Raw genomic sequence first — 19,304 nt, 5'->3', positions numbered from 1 at the left:
GACGCTGCCGGAAGGGGTGGAGATGGTGATGCCGGGCGACAACGTGTCGCTGTCGATCGAGCTGATCACCCCGATTGCGATGGACAAGGGGCTGCGCTTCGCCATCCGCGAAGGCGGGCGCACCGTGGGCGCCGGCACCGTCACCGACATCCAGGCCTGAGAAGGCGGGAGCGAGAATGCTGAACGAGAAGATCCGGATCCGGCTGAAGGCTTATGATCACCGGATCCTGGACCAATCCACCACGGAGATCGTCTCCACGGCGCGGCGGACCGGGGCGCGCGTCGCGGGTCCCATCCCGCTGCCCACCGGCATGAACCGCTGGACGGTGCTGCGCTCGCCGCACGTGGACAAGAAGTCGCGCGAGCAGTTCGAGATCCGGACGCACCGGCGGCTGATCGACATCCTGGAGCCCACGCCTCAGACAGTCGACGCGCTCATGAAGCTGGATCTGCCGGCGGGCGTCGAGGTCGAGATCAAGGCGCTGGGGAAATAGGGAGCGCGGATGATCAACGGGATGATCGGCGTGAAGCTCGGGATGACCCAGGTGTTCTCCGCGGAAGGGGGCGTGATCCCGGTCACGGTCCTCAAGGCGGGGCCCTGCGTGGTCATCCAGAAGAAAGACAAGCAGAGCGACGGCTACGAGGCGGTGCAGGTGGGCTACGTCGAGCCGACCGCGGAGCGCAAGCTGAGCAAGGCGCTGCTGGGCCATCTGAAGAAGTCGAAGGCGGATCCGACCCGGCGCATCAAGGAGTTCAAGGTCCTCGGAGACGCGGCGGTCAACGTCGGCGACAAGATCACCGCCGATCAGGTCTTCAAGGTGGACGAGAACGTCGACGTGATCGGCACCAGCAAGGGGAAGGGGTTCCAGGGAGTCATGAAGCGGCACCACTTCCGCGGCGGCGCGGCCACCCACGGCTCCATGTTCCACCGGGCCCCGGGTTCGGTCGGCGCCTCGGCGTTTCCGTCGAGGACGTTCAAGGGCATGCGGGGGGCGGGCCACATGGGCGCGGCGCGCGTGACCGTGAAGAATCTGCAGATCGTGCGGCTGGACGCGGAAAACAACCTGCTGGTGGTGCGCGGCGCGGTGCCGGGGGCCGATGGAGGCTACCTGATCATCCGCCGCTCGCCGGCGCCCCGCAAGATCAAGCAGGTGCAGGCGGCTCCACCCCCCAAGAAGGGGGCCAAGACGGCGGTCAAGGCCAAGCCGGCCGGGAAGAAGTGAGGCGGGACCGATGGATGCCCTCAAGGTCGTGAATCTGAAGAACGAGAAGGTCGGCGAGCTGGCGCTGGAGGAGTCGGTGTTCGGCTATCCGCTCAAGCGCCACCTTATCTACGAGACGGCGAACGACTACCTCTCCGCCGGACGCTCCGGCACGCGCCAGACCAAGACGCGCGCCGAGGTCTCGGGAAGCGGACGCAAGCTGTGGAAGCAGAAGAAAACGGGCCGGGCGCGCGTCGGCTCGATCCGCAGCTCGATCTGGCGGCACGGCGGCACGGTGTTCGGCCCCCATCCGCACGACTACAAGAGCTCGATCCCCAAGGCGATGCGCAAGAACGCCCTGCGCTCGGTGCTCTCCAGCAAGCTGCGGGGCAACCGGGTGCGCGTCGTGGAGAGCCTCGAGCTCGCCTCGCCCAGGACCAAGGAGATGCTGCAGGTCCTGGACACGCTCGAGCTGCCCGGCAAGGTGCTGTTCCTGGATTCCGAGGTCGGAAAGAACCTGGAGCTGGCGGCTCGAAATCTCAGACGCGTGGGGGTGCGGCGCGCCACGGGAGTCAGCATCATCGACCTGCTGCATTGCGACAACCTGGTGCTGACGCCGTCCGCGGCGCAGGCCCTGACGGAGATCCTGGCGCCATGAACCGACCCGCTTACCAGATCATCCTGGCGCCGCTCGTGACCGAGAAGTCGACCCGCTTGAAAGATAACGAGCGGCTCCTGTGCTTCAAGGTGGCGCGCGATGCCAGCAAGATCCAGATCCGCAAGGCGATCGAGGCGCTGTTCTCGGTGAAGGTCGAGACGGTGCGCACCGCGCAGATGCACGGCAAGGCGAAGCGCGTCGGGCGCAACCTGGGCCGCCGACCCGACTGGAAGAAGGCCTACGTCAAGCTGCGCGCCGGCGAGAAGATGATCGAGTACTTCGAGGGCGTGTAGGAGAAAAGAGATGCCGACCAAATCGTACAACCCGACCTCCCCGGCGCGGCGCTTCCGCACCGGCTACACCTTCGAGGAGATCACCGAGGACCGCCCGCTCAAGAACCTTCTGGACAAGCACAACCGCACCGGCGGGCGCAACAACCTCGGGCGGCTGGCGGTGCGCCATCGCGGAGGCGGTCACAAGCGGCGCTATCGCATTCTGGATTTCCGCCGCGACAAGGACGGCGTGCCGGGCAAGGTGGCGGCCATCGAGTACGACCCCAACCGGTCGGCGCGCATCGCCCGCATCCATTATGCCGACGGGGAGAAACGCTACATCCTGGCGCCGGTCGGCCTGAAGGTGGGCGTGATGATCCATTCGGGCGCCGACGTCGACATCATGCCGGGCAACTGCCTGCCGCTGAAAGGCATTCCGCTGGGGACGACCATCCACAACATCGAGCTGCGGCTGGGGCGCGGAGGCCAGATGGCCCGCAGCGCCGGCACCGGGGCGCAGCTGATGGCGAAGGAAGGAAAGTTTGCCCAGGTGAAGCTCCCCTCGGGGGAGGTCCGCAAGGTCAACGTCGAGTGCCGGGCCACCATCGGCCAGGTGGGCAACCTGGAGCACGAGAACATCTCGATCGGCAAGGCGGGGCGGAACCGCTGGCTGGGATGGAGGCCGACGGTTCGCGGCGTGGCGATGAACCCGATCGATCATCCGCTGGGAGGCGGCGAAGGGAAGACCTCCGGCGGCCGTCACCCCTGCACCCCGTGGGGGGTGCGCGAGAAGAAGACGCGCAAAAACAAGCGCACGCAGAAGTACATCGTGCGCCGGAGAAAGTAGCCCATGAGCCGATCGATCAAGAAGGGCCCCTACGTGGAGGCCTCGCTGAAGAAGAAGATCGAGGAGATGAACCGCCGCAACGACCGCAAGGTGCTCAAGACCTGGTCCCGCCGCAGCACCATCCTGCCGGAAATGGTGGGCCACACCCTGGCGGTTCACAACGGCAAGAAATTCATCCCCGTCTATATCACCGAAAACATGGTGGGCCACCGGCTGGGCGAGTTCTCGCCCACCCGGATCTTCCGCGGGCACGCCCGTGCCGCCGCCGCCGAGGCGTCGGGAGGCGGGGCTCCGGCGCCGCCGGCGGGCGGCACCACCACGGCGTCCTAGGAGCGCGGCATGGTCTCGCGGGCGAAGATGAAGTACCTGGGCAGCTCGGCGCAGAAGACGCGCCTGGTGGTGGACCTGATCCGGGGGCGCGGTGTCGGGGAGGCGCTGGCCACTCTGAATTCGCTGCGCAAAGGCACGGCCAAGGATGTCGGCAAGGTGGTCGCCTCGGCGCTGGCCAATGCCCGGGTGGTGAAAGAGGACGTGGACGTGGACCGGCTCTTTGTCAGCCGTGCCACCGTGGACGGCGGTCCGTCCCAGAAGCGGATCCGTCCCGCTCCGATGGGCCGGGCCTTCCGGATCATCCGCCGGACCTGCCACATCACGATCGAACTGGACGAGAAGCAGAAAAAGAAGCCGGCGACAGCCGGGGCGGGGAGGTAGCGCGTGGGTCAGAAAGTACACCCCTACGGCTTCCGGATCGGGGTGACACGGACGTGGCAGTCGCGCTGGTTCGACGAAAAACGCTACTCCGACCTCCTCCTGGAGGATCTGGCGCTGCGGGACGAGCTGAAGAAGCGCCTGTCGCACGCCGGCGTGGCCAGCATCGAGATCGAGCGAGCCGCCAACAAGCTGAAGATCAGCCTGCACACGTCGCGCCCCGGCATCGTCATCGGCCGGCGCGGCGCCGAAGTCGACAAGCTGCGCGACGAGCTGGCCAAGAAGACCAAGCGCGAGATCTTCATCAACATCGTCGAGATCCACAAGCCCGAGATCGTGGCGCAGCTGGTGGCCGAGTCGGTGGCGCTGCAGATCGAGCGGCGCGTCGCCTTCCGGCGGGCCATGAAGAAGGCGATCGAGTCGGCGCTGCGCTTCGGCGCCAAGGGGGTGCGCATCCGCACCTCGGGCCGTCTGGGTGGCGCCGAGATCGCGCGCACCGAATGGTACCTGGAAGGGCAGCTGCCGCTGCACACCCTGCGCGCCGACATCGACTACGGATTCGCCGAGGCGCGCACCACCTACGGCGCCATCGGCGTGAAGGTCTGGATCTACCGCGGCGAGGTGCGCACGCGCCCCGCCGCCGATTCCCCCGCCGGAGCGGGCGCCGGACGGATGGGCCTCTGACATGCTGATGCCGAAGAAGGTCAAATACCGCAAGCAGATGCGCGGCCGGCGCCGCGGCAAGGCGCAGCGCGGCAGCAAGGTGAGCTTCGGCGACTACGGGCTCAAGATCATGGAGTGCGGCTGGATCACCGACAAGCAGATCGAGGCGGGGCGCGTCGCCATGACCCGCTTCGTGAAGCGCGGCGGCAAGATCTGGGTCCGCATCTTCCCCGACAAGCCGATCACCAAGAAGCCGGCCGAGACCCGCATGGGCAAGGGGAAGGGCGCTCCCGAGGGATGGGTCGCCGTGGTGCGTCCGGGCAAGGTGATCTTCGAGATGGAAGGGGTCCCCGAGGACGTGGCGAAGGAAGCGATGCGCCTCGCCTCCCACAAGATTCCGCTTAAGTCGACGTTCGTGCACCGGGGGTTCTAGGCGATGAAAGCGTTGAAGGCGTCGGCGCTGCGCGAGAAATCGGTGGAGGAGCTGCGCAAGGACGAGGAAGACCTCACCACCCAGATCTTCAAGCTGAACTTTCAGAAGTCGACCGGCCAGGCGGAGAGCCCGCTGCGCATCCGCGGCGTGCGCCGTGACCTGGCGCGAGTGAAGACGATCCTGCGGGAGAAGGCGGGCAAGGCATGAGCCAGGAAGGCGCGACGATCCAGACCGAGGCCTCCGCGGCGCCGTCCCGCGGACGGCGGCAGACCCTGGAAGGCGTGGTGGTGAGCGACAAGATGACCAAGACGGTGACGGTGCTGGTGGAGCGCCTAGTCCGGGATCCCCGTTACGGGAAGATCACCCGGCGGTCGGCGCGCTTCATGGCGCACGACGAGAAGGGCAAGGCCAAGATGGGGGACCGGGTGGTGATCGTCGAGGACCGTCCCCGCAGCGCGCGCAAGCGCTGGAGCGTCCGCTCCATCGTGTCGCAACCGGCTTGAGCGCGGTCCTGAGGAGGGCACGGCTTTGATACAGATGCGCACCATGCTGGAGGTGGCGGACAACTCGGGCGCCCGCCGCATCAGCTGCATCCATCCGCGCGGCCGCTCGGTGAACCTGATCGGCCGTATCGGCGACGTCATCACCGCCTCCGTGAAGGAGGCCGTCCCCGAGGGCAACGTCAAGAAGGGGCAGGTCGTGCGCGCGGTAATCGTCCGGATGAGCAAGTGCCAGAAGCGCTCCGACGGCACCTGCATCCGCTTCGACGAGAACGCCGCGGTGCTGATCAACAACGACGGGGAGCCGATCGGCACCCGCATCTTCGGCCCGGTGGCCCGGGAGCTGAGGGAGAAGAACTTCATGAAGATCCTCTCCCTGGCCCCCGAAGTCCTGTAGGAGGCGGTCGTGCGCGGATTGTTCCTGAAGAAGGAGGACAAGGTCCTGGTGCTTTCCGGGAAGGACCGCGGCAAGACCGGCCGCGTCCTGCGCGTGATCCCGGACAAGCAGCGGGCCCTCGTCGAGGGGGTCGCCTACGTGAAGCGGGCGACGCGTCCCAACCCGTCGAAGAACATCAAGGGAGGGCTGGTGGAGCGCGAGTCCTCCGTGCACGTGAGCAATCTCAAGGTGATTTGCAGCGAGTGCGGCGAGCCGACGCGTGTGGGCCATCTGGTCCTCGAGGACGGCAAGAAGGTGCGCTCCTGCAAGAAGTGCAAGGGAATCCTGGACAAGTAACCCGGAATTTCAAGGCGAGCGAAGGAGAGGCGGCGACATGGCGGCAGCGGCGCCGAGACTGAAGGCCCGGTTCGACAAGGAAATCGTACCGCAGATGATGGAGCGCTTCGGGTACAAGAACCCGATGGCGGTGCCTCGCCTGACCAGCATCGTCATCAACATGGGGGTCGGCGACGCCATCACCAACATCAAGATCCTGGACAACGCCGCCGAGCAGCTTACCCTGATCGCCGGACAGAAGACGGCCATCACGCGCGCCAAGAAGTCGATCGCCAACTTCAAGATCCGCGAAGGCATGCCGCTGGGCTGCCGGGTGACGCTGCGCGGCCCGCGCATGTACGAGTTCTTCGATCGCTTCTGCTCCGTGGCACTGCCGCGCGTGCGCGACTTCCGCGGCCTGCCGACGCGCTCGTTCGACGGGCGCGGGAACTACACGATGGGGATCAAGGACCAGATGATCTTCCCCGAGGTGAACTACCAGAAGGTGGACCGGGTCCGCGGCATGAACATCACCGTCGGCACCACCGCCAAGACCGACGAGGAGGCCAAGAATCTCCTCGCGCTGCTAGGATTGCCGTTCCGCAAGGATTAGGGAAGGAGACGTCGCGTGGCTACCGCCGCGATTCGCGCCAAGCAGTCCCGCAAGCCGAAATTCAAGGTGCGCCGCTACAACCGGTGCAAGAGCTGCGGCAGGCCCCGCGGCTATCTGAGGAAGTTCTCCCTGTGCCGCATCTGCTTCCGCAAGCTGGCGCTGCAGGGGATGGTGCCGGGAGTGGTGAAGGCGAGCTGGTAGTCACGCCGCCGTGCATACGAGCTTTTGAGAGGATTGAACGCATGAGCATGACCGACCCGATCGCCGACATGCTGACCCGCGTCCGGAACGCCATCCGGGCGGGCCATTCGCGAGTGGAGATTCCCCACTCGAACCTGAAGGAAAGCCTGGCCGACATCCTGAAGAAAGAGGGTTACTTCGACGCGGTGGCGGTGGTGAAGCCGAAAGATGGAGGCTTCCCGACGCTGCGCATCGCCCTGCGCTACGGCTCCGACGGCGATCCGGTCCTCTCCAACCTGGAGAGGGTCAGCCGGCCCGGCCGCCGGGTCTACGCCGCGAAGGACGAGATCCCGCCCGTGCTCGGGGGGCTGGGCATCTCGGTGGTTTCCACCTCGCGCGGACTGATGTCGGGCGAGGAGTGCCGCCGCGTTGGCGTGGGCGGCGAGATCCTCTGCAACGTCTGGTAGGAGGAGCCCGTGTCGCGCATCGGCAAGAAGCCCGTCAAGATCGGCAAAGGGGTCACCGTCAAGGTGGAGCCGCGATCGGTGCACCTGGCCGCAGCCAAGGCGCAGATCCGCACGCCGCTGCCCGGCGGGATCCAGGCCAAGGTGGAGGGGGAGGATATCGTCCTGACGCGCGAGGCCGACACCAAGCAGCTGCGGGCCCTGCACGGCATGGCGCGCGCCCTGCTGGCCAACGGCATGCACGGCGTCACCGCCGGCTTCACCCGCGAGCTGGACATCGTCGGCATCGGCTACAAAGCCCAGGTGGCGGGCAACAAGCTGTCGCTCTCCCTGGGCTACTCGCATCCGGTGGAGTTCAACATCCCCGAGGGGATCGAGATCCGGGTCGACAAGCAGACGCACCTGGTGGTGACCGGGGTGGACCGCCAGCTGGTGGGCCAGGTCTCCGCGAATATCAGGTCGCTCAGGCCCCCGGAGCCCTACAAGGGGAAGGGAGTCAAGTACACCGACGAGACGATCCGGCGCAAGGCGGGCAAGGTCGGCAAGACCGCCGCCGCCTAGCGAGGAGAGGCCGAGGAAACCGAGGAAACAATGAAGCGCGACGCGAGGAAGGAAGAAAGGCGGGAGCGAAGGAGGACGCGCATCCGGGCGCGCATCCGCGGGACGCAGGAAAAGCCGCGGCTGGCGGTGTTCCGCAGCCTGAACCACATCTACGTGCAGGCGATCGACGACGAAAAGGGGACCACGCTGGTGCAGGCCTGCACCCTCGAAGAGGAGTGCAGCGTGAAGACCGGCGGCAACCTGGCGGCCGCCAAGGCGGTCGGGGAGCTGGTCGCGAAGCGGCTGAAGGAAAAGGGGCTCGAGGCGGTGATCTTCGACCGCGGCGGCTTCCCCTATCACGGCCGCATCAAGGCGCTGGCCGAGGCGGCTCGCGCCAACGGGCTGAAGTTCTGAAGTTCTAGGCCGTCGAGGCGCCCGGAACGCAAGGCGCGTCGAAGTGCCGCGTACCTTTTCGGTACGCAAACGAGACGCGACGCCGCGAGCCGGGATGCATCGACGGCCGGGCAAGTGAGGTGAGTGTTTGGAACTGTTGAAGAGCACGGATCTGGACCTGAAGGACCAGGTCGTCCACATCAACCGGGTCACCAAGGTCGTCAAGGGAGGCAAGAACTTCCGCTTCGCCGCGCTGGTGGTGGTGGGCGATGCGCAGGGGCACGTCGGATTCGGCATGGGCAAGGCGCGCGAGGTGCCGACGGCCATCGCCAAGGGCGTGGAGCGCGCCAAGCGCAACTTGATCCGGGTGCCGATCAAGGAAGGAACGATCCCGCACCCGATCGTCGGGCGCTTCGGCGCCGGGCAAGTCATGCTGCGCCCCGCCTCGACCGGCACCGGGGTCATCGCCGGCGGCGCGGTCCGGGCGGTCATGGAATCGGTCGGGATCCAGAACATCCTGACGAAATCGCTGGGGACGACCAACCCTTACAACGTGGTGCGGGCCACCTTCGCCGGTCTGCTCAAGCTGAGGGATCCGGAGCTGCAGGCCAAGCGGCGCGGCACCGAGAAGGTCGAGAAGAGGCCCGCATGACGCCGCGCGCCCCCCGCACCGCCAAGACGAAAAAGAAGGGGAAGACTCTGGAGATCACGCAGTATCGCAGCGGGATCTGCACTCCCGAGAACCACAAGCGCACCCTGAAGGCGCTCGGGCTGCGCCGCATGAACCAGACGGTGGTGCGCCCCGACAACCCGGCAATCCGCGGGATGGTGCAGACCATCCCCCACCTGGTGCGCATCGTCGGCGAATAATTCGCCGCGATCGAGAGGCTCGAGCATGCCGCGCAAGAAGAAAGTCGTCGAGAAACCCAAGGAAATCGCCTTGGAAGGCCTACGCCCCAACCGCGGGGCGCGCAAGAAGAAGTTCCGCGTCGGCCGCGGGCCCGGATCGGGCAACGGCAAGACGGCGGGGGCGGGGAACAAGGGGCAGCTGTCGCGCGCCGGCTTCGTCAGCCAGCGCGGCTTCGAAGGCGGCCAGATGCCGCTGCACCGGCGCCTCCCGAAGCGGGGCTTCCGCAACCTGTTCAAGAAGCGCTATGTGACGGTGAACCTGGACCAGATGGCCGGCTTCCAGGGAGAAGTGACCCCCGAGAACCTCCTGGCCACCGGTGTCATCAAGCAGGTACGCGACGGACTGGTGATCCTGGGACGGGGTGATGCGCCGGCCAAGCTCCTGGTCAAGGCGCACCGGTTCAGCGCCGAGGCACGACGGAAGATCGAAGCGGCGGGCGGCTCGGTGGAGATCCTGGCCCGCTAGAAGGACACAAGAGCAGCAGTGGACAGCATCAAGAACATCTTCAACATCCCGGACCTCCGCAAGAGGCTCCTGTACACCTTCGGCTTGCTCGCGGTGTACCGGATCGGCGGGCACGTCCCGGTCCCGGGAGTCAATTTCGAGGCCCTGGATTCGATCTTCCGCACGCAGGCGGGGTCGATTCTCGGCTTCCTGGACCTGTTTTCCGGCGGCAACCTCCGGCGCCTGACCATCTTCGCGCTGGGGATCATGCCGTACATCTCGGCGTCGATCATCCTGCAGCTCCTCACCGTCATCTGGCCCTACCTGGAGAAGCTCTCCAAGGAAGGGGGCGAGGCGGGACGGCGCAAGATCACGCAGTGGACGCGCTACGGGACGGTGGTCCTCAGCGTCGTGCAGTCAATCGGCATCGCCTTCTGGCTGGAGAACTTCAACGCCGGCGGGACGCAGGTGGTGCTGCATCCCGGCTGGTTCTTCCGCCTGATGACCGTCATGACCCTGACTACGGGCACCGCCTTCATCATGTGGCTGGGAGAGCAGATCTCCGAGCGCGGCATCGGCAACGGCATCTCGCTCATCATCTTCGCGGGCATCGTGGTCGGACTTCCGCGCGCCGTCGTGGCCACCGTACAGGACCTGATCACCGGCAACATCGGCATGCTGGCGCTGCTGTTCCTGATGGTGCTGATGGTTCTGGTGGTGGCGGCCATCGTCTTCGTGGAGCGCGCCCAGCGCCGCATCCCGGTGCAGTATGCTCGCCGCGTGGTGGGGCGCCGGACCTTCGGCGGGCTGTCGACCCACCTGCCGCTGCGCCTGAACACCGGCGGCGTCATCCCGGTCATCTTCGCCTCGTCGATCCTGTCGATTTTCCAGACGATCGGGCAGCTTCCCCTGGCCCAGGGCACTCCCTGGCTGCGGGAGCTGATGCACATGTTCGACTACACGATGCCGCTGTACAACCTGTTCTACTTCATCCTGATCATCTTCTTCTGCTACTTCTACGTGTCGATCATCTTCAACCCGATGGACACGGCGGACAATCTGCAGAAATACGGCGGCTTCATTCCCGGGATTCGTCCCGGGCGGCGCACGGCGGAGTATCTCGACACGATCCTGACGCGGCTCACCTTTGCCGGGTCGATCTATCTGGCGCTCATCGCCCTGCTCCCGACCATCCTGATCTCGGGGCTGAACGTCGGCAGCCTGCCGGGAATCGGTCCCTCTCTCGAAAACATCCTCCCCGGGTTCCTGACGCAGGGGCTCGGGGTGAAGTTCATGTTCGGCGGAACGTCGCTTCTGATCGTGGTGGGCGTGGCGATGGACACGGTCCAGCAGGTGGAATCGCAGCTCATCATGAGGCATTACGAGGGCTTCCTGAAGGGAGCGCGCGTCCGGGGCAGGCGGGGCTAGGCATTGAGGCTGATCCTGATGGGGCCGCCGGGCGCGGGCAAAGGGACCCAGGCGGTCCTGCTCGGAAAGAGCCTGGGCATCCCGCACCTGTCGGCCGGCGACATGCTGCGCGAGCACGTCAAGCGCAATACGCCGCTCGGACAGAAGGCCAGCTCCCTCATGGCGCGCGGCGAGCTGGTCCCCGACGATCTGGTCTCGGAGATGGTGGCGGGGAGGCTCGCCGAAGCGGAGTGCGCGGGGGGCTTCCTGCTGGACGGCTATCCGCGCAACCTGCACCAGGCGGTGACGCTGGAGAATCTTCTGGCCGAGCGCCAGTCCCGTCTGGATCGGGCGCTGGCGCTGCAGGTGGATCCCGAGGAGCTGATCCGCAGGCTGACGGGACGGCGCGTCTGCCCGCAGTGCGGCGCCGGCTATCACGTCGTGAGCCGCCCGCCCAAATCAGAGGGGCGCTGCGACGTCTGCGGCTCCGGGCTGGCGCAGCGCCCGGACGATAGGGAAGACGTGGTCCGGGAGCGCCTGCGGGTCTACACCGAGCAGACGCGGCCGCTGCTTGGGCATTACCGGGACCGCGGTCTGCTCACCGAGGTGGACGGCACCGGCACCCCGGAATCGGTCGCCCGCCGGCTCGTCGGGGCGGTCGAGGAAGTGGCGCGGTGATCGTCTACAAATCGGCGGCGGAGATCGAGTCGCTGGACCGGGCCAACGCGCTGGTCCTGAAGGTCCTGGACGCCCTGGAGGCGATGGTGGCCCCGGGGGTGTCGACCTGGGACCTGGACCGGGTCTCCGAGGAGATCACGCGCAAGGCGGGCGGGCGCCCGGCCTTCAAGGGATACCGGGGCTTTCCCGGCTCGCTGTGCGCCTCGATCAACGAGGAAGTAATCCACGGGATCCCTTCGAAAAAGCGGGTCCTCAAGGAAGGGGACATCATCAGCCTGGATTTTGGCGTCGTGCTGGACGGTTATTACGGGGATTCGGCGCGCACGGTGCCGGTGGGCGAGGTCGACTCCGAGGCGCGGCGGCTGCTGGCGGTGACCGGCGAGGCGCTGGTGAAGGGGCTGGAGGCGGCGAAGACGGGCGGCCGGCTGTCGGACATCGGGCACGCCGTGCAAACTCACGTCGAGGCCGCCGGCTTCTCGGTGGTGCGCGAGTTCGTCGGGCACGGCATCGGCAGCTCCCTGCACGAGGACCCGCAGGTTCCCAACTACGGCGCTCCGGGCACCGGAGTGGTGCTGCGCGAGGGGCTGGTCCTGGCGGTGGAGCCGATGGTCAACCAGGGGGTCCCTGATGTGCGCATTCTCCCGGACGGCTGGACGGCGGTGACGGTGGACGGGCTGCCCTCGGCGCACTTCGAGCGCTGCCTGGCGATCACGGCGGAAGGGCCGAAGGTCTTGGGCTCGAACCCCTCACAGCTGAGGAGCGCTGTTTGAGCAAGGAAGAAGCGATCCAGGTCGAGGCGACGGTTCTGGAGCCGCTGCCCAACGCGATGTTCAGGGTGGAGCTGGAGAACAAGCACAAGGTGCTGGCCCATATTTCGGGAAGAATGCGCAAGAACTTTATCCGGATCCTCCCGGGGGACCGGGTCCTGGTGGAGCTTTCCCCCTACGACCTGACCCGCGGGCGGATCGTGTATCGCTACAAGTAGAGGCCGCGTCGAAGCGGCGAGGAAGGTCCAGTGAAAGTCCGGGCATCGGTCAGAAAGATTTGCGCCAAGTGCAAGGTGATTCGACGCAGCGGCGTGGTCCGCATCATCTGCGTGAACCCGAAGCACAAGCAGCGCCAGGGATAGGGGAACGTCATGGCTCGCATCGCCGGGGTGGATCTGCCCCAGAACAAGCGCGTTGAAATCGCCCTGACCTACATCCACGGCATCGGCCGCTCCCGGTCCAACCGGATCCTGGGCAAGGCGGGCGTCTCGCCGGACGTAAAGGTCAAGAACCTGTCCGAGGAGGAGGTCCGCAAGATCCGCGACGTCATCCAGGACGAAGGGCAGGTCGAGGGGGACGTCCGGAAGAACGTCTCGATGGACATCAAGCGGCTGATCGACATCGGCTGCTACCGGGGGATGCGGCACCGCCGCAACCTGCCGGTGCACGGACAGCGCACGCACACCAACGCCCGCACCCGCAAGGGACCGCGGCGCACCGTGGCCGGCAAGAAGAAGGCCCCGGTGGGCAAGAAGGGATAGGGGAGCCTCATGGCCGAAGAGAAGAAAGCAGCCCCGGCAGGAGCGGGCGCGGAAGGCGCGGCGCCGGAAGCGGCCAAGCCGGCGGCCGTCAAGCGCGTCCGCGGCAAAGAAAAGAAGAACGTGCCGCTGGCGATCGCCCACATTCACGCCACGTTCAACAATACCGTCATCACCATCACCGACATGCAGGGCAACGTGCTCTCCTGGTCCTCGGCCGGGTGCCTGGCCTTCAAGGGGTCGCGCAAGGGGACCCCGTTCGCGGCGCAGATGGCGGCCCAGGCCGCCGGCAACGCCGCCAAGGAGCACGGCGTGCGCTCGCTGGAGGTGCGCGTGAAGGGACCGGGCTCGGGTCGCGAGTCGTCGATCCGGGCGCTGCAATCGATCGGCATGGAAATCAAGGCCATCAAGGACGTGACGCCCATCCCGCACAACGGCTGCCGCCCCCCGAAGCGGCGGCGCGTGTAGGACGGGCCTTTCGAAGGAAGGGGAACAACACTTGGCGAGAATCCGGGGTGCGGTCTGCCGGCTGTGCCGGCGCGAAGGAATGAAGCTCTTTCTCAAAGGAGATCGCTGCTTCTCGGAGAAGTGCGCCGTCGAGAAGCGCCGCTTCGCCCCGGGGCAGCACGGCAAGCGCCGCACCAAGGTCCAGGGCTACGGCATCCAGCTGCGCGAGAAGCAGAAGGTCAAGCGCATCTACGGCATGCTGGAGAACCAGTTCCGCCTCGCCTACCGCAGCGCCGTGCGCTCGCGCGGCGTCACCGGCGAGGTGCTGCTGCAGAACCTGGAGCGCCGGCTGGACAACGTGGTGTTCAAGCTGGGGCTGGCGGAATCGCGCTGGCAGGCCCGCCAGATCATCGGCCACGGCCATGTCCAGCTCAACGGCCGGAAGGTCGACATCGGCTCCTACCTGGTGAAGGCGGGAGACGTCATCACGGTCAAGGAGAACCTCCGCAAGAACACGTTCCTCCTCAAGTCGGTGGAGCACGCCCGGGCGCGGGGCATCCCGGAATGGCTCACGCTGGACGCCGAGGCGCTCAAGGGCACCGTGGCGTCGCTGCCGACCCGCGAGCAGATCACGCTGCCCATCCAGGAGCAGATGATCATCGAGCTGTACTCGAAGTAGCCCCCTTTTAACGGGAGAAACCCGAATGCTTTGGAAAGACTTTCAGCGGCCCAAGAGGCTGGAGTTCGAAGCCGAGTCCCTGACCGGAACCTACGGGCTGTTCTACGCCCAGCCGTTCGAGCGCGGCTTCGGCACGACGATCGGCAACGCCATGCGCCGCGTCCTCCTGTCGAGCATCGAAGGGGCGGCGATCACCGCCGTGAAGATCGACGGGGTGCTGCACGAGTTCACCTCGATCCCCGGCGTCGTCGAGGACGCCACCGACCTGATCCTGAACCTGAAGCAGGTCCCCCTGAAGATGACGGTGGACCATCCGGAGACGATCTACCTCCGGGCGGAAGGGGCCGGCGAGATCAAGGCCGGCGACATCGAGACCAACCCGAACGTGCAGATCCTGGACCCGAGCATCCACCTGGCGACGCTGCAGGAGGAAGGGAAGCTCAACATCGAGATGCGGGTGCGCCCGGGCCGGGGCTACCAGCCGGCGGACCGCAACTTCGAGCCCGACCTGCCGCTCGGTTACATCCCGATCGACTCGGTCCACTCGCCGGTGAAGAAGGTCAACTACACGGTGGAGGACGCCCGTCTGGGCCAGACCACCGACTACGACAAGCTGACCATCGAGGTCTGGACCAACGGCGCGGTGCGCCCGCAGGATGCGGTCGCCCTGGCCGGCAAGCTGATCAAGGACCACCTGGCGATCTTCATCAACTTCGAGGAGTCGCACGAAGCCGAGGAGAAGGAGATCGACAAGGAGCGCGAGAAGCTCAACGAGAACCTCAACCGCTCGGTGGAGGAGCTGGAGCTGTCGGTGCGCTCCTACAATTGCCTGAAGAACGCCGAGATCCGGACGATCCGCGACCTGGTCCAGCGCAGCGAGGCCGAGATGCTCAAGACCAAGAACTTCGGCCGCAAGTCGCTCAACGAGATCCGCGAGATCCTGGCCGAGATGGGCCTCTCCTTGGGCATGAAGCTGGACGAGCCGACCGAGATCGTCGCCGAATAGCCGCACCACACGGGGAAACTCCGCCATGAGGCACCAACGAGCCCTGCGCAAGCTGGGACGCACCACCGAGCATCGGATCGCGGTGCTGCGCAACCTGTCCACCGCGCTGTTCCAGCACGAGAGGATCACCACCACCCTGATCAAGGCCAAGGAGGTCCGCCCCTTCGCGGAGAAGCTCATCACCCTGGCACGGCGTGACGACCTGCACAGCCGCAGGCTCGCGGGCCGCGACATCCAGGACCGCGGCGTCCTCAAGAAGCTGTTCGACACCCTCGGGCCGCGCTTTTCCCAGCGTCCGGGCGGCTACAGCCGCATCCTGAAGCTGGGATACCGGCAGGGGGACGCGGCCGAGGTCGCCATTCTGGAGCTGATCGGCTCCGAGCCCAACTTCGACAAGGGGAAGAAGGGCAAGAAGGCGAAGAAGAAGGAGAAGGAAACGAAGGAAGCCGCGGGCGAGGAAGCGGCCGCCGAGACGGGAAAGGGCAAGAAGAAAGCGAAGGCCCACGACAAGGGGCACGAGCACGCCCACGGCGAGCACGGCCACGAGCACCCTCACGCCCACGAAGCGACCGCCGCCAAGGCGAAGACGAAGCGGACCTCGGGTCCCGCCCGGACCGGAGGAGGCAAAAAGCCGGCCCAATGAGCCGTCCGCCTCGCGCATCGGAACGATACCGGGGGGCTTCGGGCCCCCTTTTTTTTACCCGTCCCGCCCATTGCCTGCTGAGGAAATGAGCCGTGCCGCGCAGGGATGACATCAAAACCATTCTGGTGCTGGGGTCCGGGCCGATCGTGATCGGCCAGGCCTGCGAGTTCGACTACTCGGGGACGCAGGCCTGCAAGGCGCTGCGCGAGGAGGGGTACCGCGTCGTCCTGGTCAACTCCAATCCGGCGACCATCATGACCGACCCCGAGATGGCCGATGCCACCTACATCGAGCCGCTCACCGTCGACATGGTGACCCGAGTCATCGAGCGCGAGCGTCCCGAGGCGCTGCTCCCCACCGTGGGCGGCCAGACGGCGCTGAACCTGGCGATGGACCTGGGGAAGGCAGGAGTCCTGGAGCGCTTCCAGGTCGAGCTGATCGGCGCCAAGCATGCCGCCATTCGCGTCTCCGAGGACCGCCAGCTCTTCAAGGAGGCCATGACCCGCATCGGGCTGGAAGTGCCGCGCAGCGGCACCGCCATCAGCCTGGACGAGGCCAAGGCAATCCTCGAGGAGATCGGTTATCCGGCCATCATCCGTCCCTCCTTCACGCTGGGAGGCGCCGGCGGCGGCATCGCCTACAACGTGGAGGAATTCGAGGCCTCGATCGAGCGCGGATTGGCGCTCTCGCCGGTGCACCAGGTCCTGGTCGAGGAGTCGGTGCTCGGCTGGAAGGAGTTCGAGCTGGAGGTGATGCGCGATCTCGCCGACAACGTCGTCATCATCTGTTCCATCGAGAACCTCGACCCGATGGGGGTGCACACGGGCGATTCGATTACCGTGGCGCCGGCGCAGACCTTGAGTGACGTCGAGTACCAGCGGATGCGCACCGCCGCCATCCGCGTCATCCGCGAGGTCGGCGTGGAGACCGGCGGCTCCAACATCCAGTTCGCCGTCGATCCGGCCACCGGCCGCCAGGTCGTCATCGAGATGAACCCGCGCGTGTCGCGCTCCTCGGCGCTCGCCTCCAAGGCCACCGGCTTCCCGATCGCCCGCATCGCCGCCAAGCTGGCGGTCGGCTACACGCTGGACGAGATCCCCAACGACATCACCAAGGAGACGCCCGCCTCCTTCGAGCCGACCATCGACTATGTCGTCGTGAAGATCCCGCGCTTCGCCTTCGAGAAGTTTCCGCGCGCCGACAAGACCCTGACCACGCAGATGAAATCGGTGGGCGAGGCGATGTCGATCGGCCGCACCTTCAAGGAGGCGCTGCAGAAGGGGATCCGCTCGCTGGAGATGGGCGCCGACGAGTCGTTCTGGGACGGCGCGGAGATGAAGGACCCGGTGGCGATCCGCGAGAAGCTGATCACCCCGACACGCGACCGCCTCATGGCGGTGCGCTCCGCCTTCCGCGCCGGCATGACGGTGCGCGAAATCGCCGCCCTGAGCCGCATCGACCCCTGGTTCCTGGAGAAGATCCAGGAGATCCTGGCGGGGGAGGACGTGCTGGCGGGCGCGAATCCCGGCACGCTCGGCGACGACGCGCTGCGCGCCGCCAAGCGCGACGGCTTCTCGGACCGGCGCATCGCACGCCTGTCGGGGATTGCCGAGGACGAGATCCGCAGGCGCCGCGAGGAGATGGGGCTGGTGCCGGTCTACAAGCGGGTCGACACCTGCTCGGCCGAGTTCGAGGCCAGGACACCCTACCTGTATTCGACCTACGAGCAGGAGTGCGAGGCGAGCCCGACCGACCGGCGCAAGGTGATGATCCTGGGGAGCGGTCCGAACCGCATCGGCCAGGGGATCGAGTTCGACTACTGCTGCTGCCAGGCCTCCTTCGCCCTGAAGGAGGAGGGTTTCGAGACCCTGATGGTGAACTGCAATCCGGAGACGGTCTCCACCGACTACGACACCTCCGACCGCCTCTACTTCGAGCCGCTCACCTTCGAGGATGTGCTGGGCATCGTACGACGCGAGAAGCCGGAAGGCGTCATCATTCAGTTCGGCGGGCAGACCCCGCTCAACCTGGCCATCGCGCTGCAGAAGGCGCACGTCCCGATCCTGGGGACTTCGCCCGACTCGATCGACCTGGCGGAGGACCGCAAGCGCTTCGGGTCGCTGGCGCGCGACCTCGGGATCCGCATGCCGGAGTGGGGGACCGCCTCCGACATCGACGAGGCGCTCGCGGCGGCCCAGCAGATCGGCTATCCGGTTCTGGTCCGTCCCTCCTACGTCCTCGGCGGGCGCGCCATGATGGTGGCCTACGACGAGGTCCAGCTGCGCGAGTACGCCGGCGCCGCCGCCGTCGTCTCGCCCGGACACCCGATCTACCTGGACCGCTTCCTGGAGGACGCCTTCGAGGTGGACGTCGACGCCATCGGCGACGGCAGCCGCATCGTCATCGGCGGGGTCATGCAGCACATCGAGGAGGCGGGAATCCACTCGGGCGACTCGTTCTGCGTCCTGCCGCCGTACCGCATCTCGAAGGAGCACCAGGATCAGATGCGCGAGCAGACGCGCCGCATGGGGATGGCGCTGAAAGTGCGGGGACTCATGAACGTGCAGTTCGCCATGAAGGACGACGTCATCTACGTGCTGGAGGTCAACCCGCGCGCCTCGCGCACCATCCCCTTCGTGAGCAAGGCCACCGGCGTGCCGCTGGCCCGTCTGGCGGCCAAGGTCTGCGCGGGGAAATCGCTCGCGGATCTGGGGTTGACGGAAGAGCCGTCGCTGTCGGCCGTTTTCGTGAAGGGGGTCGTCTTCCCGTTCCAGCGCTTCCCGGGAGAAGATCCGGTGCTGGGCCCCGAGATGAAATCCACCGGCGAGGTGATGGGAATCTCACCGAGCTTCGGCCACGCCTTCGCCAAGGCGCAGATGGCCTGCGGACTGTCGCTTCCCCTCGCCGGACGGGTCTTCATCTCGGTCAACGACAACGACAAGGATGCCGTCGTGCCGATCGCCCACGGCTTTGCCTCGCTGGGCTTCCGGCTGGTGGCCACCAGCGGCACGGCCAACCGCCTGGCCGCCGAGGGGCTGGTCGTCGAGATGGTCTACAAGGTCAACGAGGGAAGGCCCAACGTCGTGGACCGGCTGCTCAATGGCGACATCGACCTGGTCCTGAACACCACCCTGGGAAGGGCATCGCACTTCGACGAGATGGCCATCCAGAAGACGGCTGCCCAGCGTGGCGTCCCGTGTATCACCACCCTGTCGGGTGGCGCCGCCGCCGTGGAAGGAATTCGCGCGCTGAAGCGCGAAGGCCTCGAGGTGGCCCCGCTGCAGGAGTTCCACCGCGGCGTCACGGTAGGACGCCCCCGGAAGCGACCATCCGAAGCCGGCGAGCGCTCGCCGGAGCGCTCCTTCGGAACCCCTCCAACG

33 protein-coding genes are annotated in these 19,304 nt (G+C 66.6%); all 33 read left to right on the top strand.

The genetic code is table 11. The annotated features are described in order from the left end of the window. On the top strand, positions 1–160 hold a 160-nt coding region (gene tuf / locus VFW45_07525), incomplete at its 5' end, for an elongation factor Tu (protein ID HEU5180626.1). 16 nt (positions 161–176) lie between these two features. Beyond that, positions 177–494: a 30S ribosomal protein S10 gene (gene rpsJ / locus VFW45_07520; protein HEU5180625.1), complete on the top strand. Its 318-nt coding sequence runs from the start codon at positions 177–179 to the stop codon at positions 492–494. A gap of 9 nt (positions 495–503) precedes the next feature. Continuing rightward, entirely contained in the window at positions 504–1,223 is a 720-nt protein-coding gene (gene rplC, locus VFW45_07515; GenBank protein HEU5180624.1) for a 50S ribosomal protein L3, read from the top strand. A gap of 10 nt (positions 1,224–1,233) precedes the next feature. Beyond that, on the top strand, positions 1,234–1,860 hold the full coding sequence (rplD, locus tag VFW45_07510) for a 50S ribosomal protein L4 (protein ID HEU5180623.1): 627 nt from the start codon (positions 1,234–1,236) through the stop codon (positions 1,858–1,860). Next, positions 1,857–2,153: a 50S ribosomal protein L23 gene (locus tag VFW45_07505; GenBank protein ID HEU5180622.1), complete on the top strand. Its 297-nt coding sequence runs from the start codon at positions 1,857–1,859 to the stop codon at positions 2,151–2,153. Before rplD ends, VFW45_07505 begins: the two co-directional genes overlap by 4 nt. A 10-nt stretch (positions 2,154–2,163) precedes the next feature. Further along, complete coding sequence (gene rplB / locus VFW45_07500; GenBank protein HEU5180621.1) at positions 2,164–2,979, top strand: 50S ribosomal protein L2; 816 nt, start codon at positions 2,164–2,166, stop codon at positions 2,977–2,979. A gap of 3 nt (positions 2,980–2,982) precedes the next feature. Continuing rightward, positions 2,983–3,309, top strand: a complete 327-nt coding sequence (rpsS, locus tag VFW45_07495) for a 30S ribosomal protein S19 (protein ID HEU5180620.1) — start codon at positions 2,983–2,985, stop codon at positions 3,307–3,309. 9 nt (positions 3,310–3,318) lie between these two features. Beyond that, the gene (gene rplV / locus VFW45_07490; GenBank protein HEU5180619.1) at positions 3,319–3,690 is read left to right on the top strand and encodes a 50S ribosomal protein L22; all 372 of its coding nucleotides are present in this window, start codon (positions 3,319–3,321) and stop codon (positions 3,688–3,690) included. Positions 3,691–3,693: 3 nt separating this feature from the next. Then, a complete protein-coding gene (gene rpsC / locus VFW45_07485) occupies positions 3,694–4,371 on the top strand; it encodes a 30S ribosomal protein S3 (GenBank protein HEU5180618.1) in 678 nt (225 codons plus the stop codon). A 1-nt stretch (position 4,372) separates the two neighbouring features. Continuing rightward, positions 4,373–4,783, top strand: a complete 411-nt coding sequence (gene rplP / locus VFW45_07480; GenBank protein ID HEU5180617.1) for a 50S ribosomal protein L16 — start codon at positions 4,373–4,375, stop codon at positions 4,781–4,783. 12 nt (positions 4,784–4,795) lie between these two features. Beyond that, a complete protein-coding gene (gene rpmC, locus VFW45_07475; protein HEU5180616.1) occupies positions 4,796–4,990 on the top strand; it encodes a 50S ribosomal protein L29 in 195 nt (64 codons plus the stop codon). Continuing rightward, positions 4,987–5,286 carry a 30S ribosomal protein S17 gene (gene rpsQ / locus VFW45_07470; GenBank protein HEU5180615.1) on the top strand — a complete coding sequence of 100 codons (300 nt, stop codon included), beginning with the start codon at positions 4,987–4,989 and terminating at the stop codon, positions 5,284–5,286. Before rpmC ends, rpsQ begins: the two co-directional genes overlap by 4 nt. Positions 5,287–5,311: 25 nt before the next feature. Continuing rightward, positions 5,312–5,680, top strand: a complete 369-nt coding sequence (rplN, locus tag VFW45_07465) for a 50S ribosomal protein L14 (protein HEU5180614.1) — start codon at positions 5,312–5,314, stop codon at positions 5,678–5,680. A gap of 9 nt (positions 5,681–5,689) precedes the next feature. Beyond that, positions 5,690–6,016: a 50S ribosomal protein L24 gene (rplX, locus tag VFW45_07460; protein ID HEU5180613.1), complete on the top strand. Its 327-nt coding sequence runs from the start codon at positions 5,690–5,692 to the stop codon at positions 6,014–6,016. A gap of 37 nt (positions 6,017–6,053) precedes the next feature. Continuing rightward, a complete protein-coding gene (gene rplE, locus VFW45_07455; protein ID HEU5180612.1) occupies positions 6,054–6,608 on the top strand; it encodes a 50S ribosomal protein L5 in 555 nt (184 codons plus the stop codon). A gap of 15 nt (positions 6,609–6,623) precedes the next feature. Then, positions 6,624–6,809, top strand: coding sequence for a type Z 30S ribosomal protein S14 (locus VFW45_07450; protein HEU5180611.1), 186 nt, complete (start codon positions 6,624–6,626; stop codon positions 6,807–6,809). A 41-nt stretch (positions 6,810–6,850) separates the two neighbouring features. Then, a complete protein-coding gene (rpsH, locus tag VFW45_07445) occupies positions 6,851–7,255 on the top strand; it encodes a 30S ribosomal protein S8 (protein ID HEU5180610.1) in 405 nt (134 codons plus the stop codon). Between the two features lie 9 nt (positions 7,256–7,264). Continuing rightward, positions 7,265–7,813 (top strand): 50S ribosomal protein L6, encoded by a 549-nt coding sequence (gene rplF, locus VFW45_07440; GenBank protein HEU5180609.1) that lies wholly within the window; start codon positions 7,265–7,267, stop codon positions 7,811–7,813. Between the two features lie 30 nt (positions 7,814–7,843). Further along, positions 7,844–8,206 carry a 50S ribosomal protein L18 gene (gene rplR, locus VFW45_07435; GenBank protein ID HEU5180608.1) on the top strand — a complete coding sequence of 121 codons (363 nt, stop codon included), beginning with the start codon at positions 7,844–7,846 and terminating at the stop codon, positions 8,204–8,206. 127 nt (positions 8,207–8,333) lie between these two features. Beyond that, positions 8,334–8,837, top strand: a complete 504-nt coding sequence (gene rpsE, locus VFW45_07430; protein ID HEU5180607.1) for a 30S ribosomal protein S5 — start codon at positions 8,334–8,336, stop codon at positions 8,835–8,837. Then, positions 8,834–9,055 carry a 50S ribosomal protein L30 gene (gene rpmD / locus VFW45_07425; protein ID HEU5180606.1) on the top strand — a complete coding sequence of 74 codons (222 nt, stop codon included), beginning with the start codon at positions 8,834–8,836 and terminating at the stop codon, positions 9,053–9,055. The genes rpsE and rpmD overlap by 4 nt, the downstream gene beginning before the upstream one ends. Before the next feature lie 64 nt (positions 9,056–9,119). Further along, a complete protein-coding gene (gene rplO, locus VFW45_07420; protein HEU5180605.1) occupies positions 9,120–9,560 on the top strand; it encodes a 50S ribosomal protein L15 in 441 nt (146 codons plus the stop codon). An 18-nt stretch (positions 9,561–9,578) separates the two neighbouring features. Beyond that, on the top strand, positions 9,579–10,967 hold the full coding sequence (gene secY, locus VFW45_07415) for a preprotein translocase subunit SecY (protein HEU5180604.1): 1,389 nt from the start codon (positions 9,579–9,581) through the stop codon (positions 10,965–10,967). 3 nt (positions 10,968–10,970) lie between these two features. Continuing rightward, positions 10,971–11,624, top strand: a complete 654-nt coding sequence (locus VFW45_07410; protein ID HEU5180603.1) for an adenylate kinase — start codon at positions 10,971–10,973, stop codon at positions 11,622–11,624. Continuing rightward, positions 11,621–12,394, top strand: a complete 774-nt coding sequence (map, locus tag VFW45_07405) for a type I methionyl aminopeptidase (GenBank protein ID HEU5180602.1) — start codon at positions 11,621–11,623, stop codon at positions 12,392–12,394. The genes VFW45_07410 and map overlap by 4 nt, the downstream gene beginning before the upstream one ends. Then, on the top strand, positions 12,391–12,609 hold the full coding sequence (infA, locus tag VFW45_07400; GenBank protein ID HEU5180601.1) for a translation initiation factor IF-1: 219 nt from the start codon (positions 12,391–12,393) through the stop codon (positions 12,607–12,609). Before map ends, infA begins: the two co-directional genes overlap by 4 nt. Before the next feature lie 30 nt (positions 12,610–12,639). Further along, entirely contained in the window at positions 12,640–12,753 is a 114-nt protein-coding gene (rpmJ, locus tag VFW45_07395; GenBank protein ID HEU5180600.1) for a 50S ribosomal protein L36, read from the top strand. Between the two features lie 9 nt (positions 12,754–12,762). After that, a complete protein-coding gene (gene rpsM / locus VFW45_07390; GenBank protein HEU5180599.1) occupies positions 12,763–13,152 on the top strand; it encodes a 30S ribosomal protein S13 in 390 nt (129 codons plus the stop codon). A 9-nt stretch (positions 13,153–13,161) separates the two neighbouring features. Beyond that, positions 13,162–13,617 (top strand): 30S ribosomal protein S11, encoded by a 456-nt coding sequence (gene rpsK / locus VFW45_07385; GenBank protein HEU5180598.1) that lies wholly within the window; start codon positions 13,162–13,164, stop codon positions 13,615–13,617. A 31-nt stretch (positions 13,618–13,648) separates the two neighbouring features. After that, positions 13,649–14,275, top strand: a complete 627-nt coding sequence (rpsD, locus tag VFW45_07380) for a 30S ribosomal protein S4 (GenBank protein HEU5180597.1) — start codon at positions 13,649–13,651, stop codon at positions 14,273–14,275. 25 nt (positions 14,276–14,300) lie between these two features. Continuing rightward, positions 14,301–15,281 (top strand): DNA-directed RNA polymerase subunit alpha, encoded by a 981-nt coding sequence (locus VFW45_07375; GenBank protein ID HEU5180596.1) that lies wholly within the window; start codon positions 14,301–14,303, stop codon positions 15,279–15,281. A gap of 25 nt (positions 15,282–15,306) precedes the next feature. Continuing rightward, complete coding sequence (gene rplQ / locus VFW45_07370; protein HEU5180595.1) at positions 15,307–15,924, top strand: 50S ribosomal protein L17; 618 nt, start codon at positions 15,307–15,309, stop codon at positions 15,922–15,924. Between the two features lie 92 nt (positions 15,925–16,016). Continuing rightward, on the top strand, positions 16,017–19,304 hold a 3,288-nt coding region (gene carB / locus VFW45_07365), incomplete at its 3' end, for a carbamoyl-phosphate synthase large subunit (GenBank protein ID HEU5180594.1).

Source organism: Candidatus Polarisedimenticolia bacterium (assembly GCA_035764505.1).
Classification (GTDB): domain Bacteria; phylum Acidobacteriota; class Polarisedimenticolia; order Gp22-AA2; family AA152; genus AA152.
This window is presented reverse-complemented; position numbering and strand designations above follow the sequence as displayed.